Origin of the sequence: Gordonia sp. 852002-10350_SCH5691597, assembly GCF_001665715.1 — a bacterium.
Classification (GTDB): domain Bacteria; phylum Actinomycetota; class Actinomycetes; order Mycobacteriales; family Mycobacteriaceae; genus Gordonia; species Gordonia sputi.
In genome coordinates this window covers 1-2,619 of the sequence record NZ_LZMO01000092.1, presented here as the reverse complement: position 1 = coordinate 2,619, position 2,619 = coordinate 1, and the positions used below count along the sequence as shown (strand labels likewise).

At 61.7% G+C, this 2,619-nt stretch carries 2 protein-coding genes; both read left to right on the top strand.

What is annotated here, in order from left to right; all coding sequences use genetic code 11:
• Positions 1-776 precede the first annotated feature (776 nt).
• Positions 777-2,171 carry an IS1380 family transposase gene (locus A5777_RS06890; protein ID WP_064862097.1) on the top strand — a complete coding sequence of 465 codons (1,395 nt, stop codon included), beginning with the start codon at positions 777-779 and terminating at the stop codon, positions 2,169-2,171.
• 218 nt (positions 2,172-2,389) lie between these two features.
• The coding region (locus A5777_RS24065; RefSeq protein WP_156529298.1) for a helix-turn-helix domain-containing protein at positions 2,390-2,619 on the top strand (230 nt) is incomplete at its 3' end.

Here is a 2,619-nt window from a genome sequence, read left to right as displayed (position 1 = left end):
GAATTCGAGACCATCATCAACCACGAGGCCCCTCAGGCCGCGTGACTAACCCTGTCACCTATCCGTGCACCAGGCCCGACTTCAGTGCTGCTATAGAAAATATTCGCGTGTAAGCGATAACTCGTCCCGAGCCTTATCTACCAGGCGCAAGGCTCTACGGATTTCACGTCGGGTCACTCGGGCATTACGAGGCGAAGCAGCCCCCCGTATCGTCGACAACTCGTCCGCCAGGCGTGATGCCCTCTCAAGAGCCGTCCTGGCAGCTACCAGTTCGGATCGCAATTCTCCTGCCTGGATGCCTGTTTGGCGCTTCCAGTCGCCGAATCCTTCTGGTGTAGTAATACGACTCGGTGGCGACGTCCTGTTGCGACGCCACCGAGTCCTATGAACGGTTATCACGGGGTTAGCCTCAGTGGGCTATACGTGGACACATGCCCGTCCGCGATTGACGTACACGTTGTTTGGCTTGTGTTCCCACAACGTCGCACAGACCCAGCCGCTTCCATGTCCGTATCCTACCGCTCCCGGCCGGCCATTCGTCGGCCCATTAATACTCAGATTGGGTCCTGTGATCTGAAAGTGTCCATACGTATTACTGAACGCGCACCCATTCGCTGGGATACCTGCGATCGCCTGATAGCCACTACTTCCAGTGTTCACCACTAGCCTCGGGCTTTCATGCTGATTTCGTGTCGTAAACGAAGATTGGTGCCCTGACCTGGGATAATTCGACTTGCGAAGGTCCGAATATCTCATGATCGAGGAGCACCAATCTGGTGAGTAAGTCTACGTCGCCGTATCCGCAGTTGTCCGCTGATGGGTCGGGAACCGGGATCGTGTCGCATGCTGGGGCCACAGTGTTGCTGCGTGCTGCGGAGAAAACGCGTCTGACCACAGCATTGTCCGATGCGTTGATGCCGTGGCGTAAGCCTTTGGCCACTCATGATCCGGGCAAGATCCTGCTGGATCTGGCGGTCGCGGTCGCGATCGGCGGTGACTGTCTGGCCGACATCAACCAACTGCGAGCCGATCCGGCGGTGTTTGGGCAGATCGCTTCTGATCCGACGGTGTCACGACTGATCGCCACCCTGGCTGCTGATGCGCCGGCAGTACTGACCGCGATCGCTTCGGGTCGTGCGCGCGCCCGAACCCGGGCGTGGCACTGCGCTGGCGATACCGCTCCCGACCATGGTCGCGACGCGCACGATCCGCTGGTCATCGACTTGGATGCGACGTTGGTGACCGCACATTCGGAGAAAGAACACGCGGCCCCAACCTATAAGCGTGGCTTCGGTTTTCACCCCTTGTGTGCGTTCGTTGATCATGGCAGTGCCGGGACTGGTGAACCCCTGGCGATCGAGTTGCGGGCCGGTAATGCCGGGGCCAACACCGCCGCCGACCACATCACCGTCACCGCCCACGCGCTGGCACAGCTACCGCAGGTCAGCGGGTATCGGGTCGGTAAAACGGTGCTGGTGCGTACCGACTCGGCCGGCGGCACCCACGACTTCCTGAACTACCTGCACAAGCGGCGGCTGGCGTATTCGGTCGGGTTCGGCCTGACCGAGCCGATCGCCGAGGCCATCGACGGTCTCTCACCCCAGGTGTGGACACCGGCCTACGACGCCGACGGTACCGAACGCGACGGGGCGTGGGTGGCCGAGTTGACCGGTGTCCTCGACCTGAGTACCTGGCCCGACGGTATGCGGGTGATCGTGCGTAAAGAGAAACCCCATCCCGGCGCCCAGCTACGCTTCACCGACCGAGATGGTTTGCGGTTGACCGCATTTGCCACCAACACTGTTCGTGGTCAACTCGCCGACCTCGAACTACGACATCGCCGACGAGCCCGCTGCGAAGACCGCATCCGCACCACCAAAGACTGCGGACTGACCAACCTGCCCCTGCACGGCTTCGACGCCAACCGCATCTGGTGCGTCATCGTCGAAATCGCATGCGAGTTGATCGCCTGGACTCAGATGCTCGCGTTCACCGACACCCAGGCCCGCCGGTGGGAACCCAAACGCCTACGCCACCGCGTGTTCACCATCGCCGCCAAGATCAGCCGCCACGCCCGCCGAACCCGACTGAAGTTGGCCGCCCACGCACCCCACATGACTCTTCTTCTCGACGCAATAGCAAGGCTCACAGCACTTCCCGACCCCGGCTAACCCCACCAGCCGTCCTGACCACCGACTGAAAGGCACACAATTTCGGGGCCGTGAACCCCGACGCCCACCGACGCCTCGGGCGCCTCATCACGGCCCCGGTCCGGAATCCGGTCCTCAGACCACACCATCCGGACCACTCAACGACCGACCGCCACCTCACGAAACTTCGAGGCTAGTGTCCTGAGTCATTAATTGTCATTCGGTTGATAGACTGGGGAATGGCAACCCGGGGTCCGCGAGCAGTGGATGTTGTTCTGACCGATGACGAGCGCCGTGAGCTCGAAGGGTGGGCGCGTCGGCGAACGACGGCCTCGGGTTTGGCGATGCGATCACGAATCGTTCTCGCTGCCGCTGATGGCGGGTCGAATACCGAAGTGGCACAACGACTCGGCCTCAACCGAGGTACCGTGCGGCGCTGGCGAGGCCGGTTCGTCGAGCACCGCTGCGA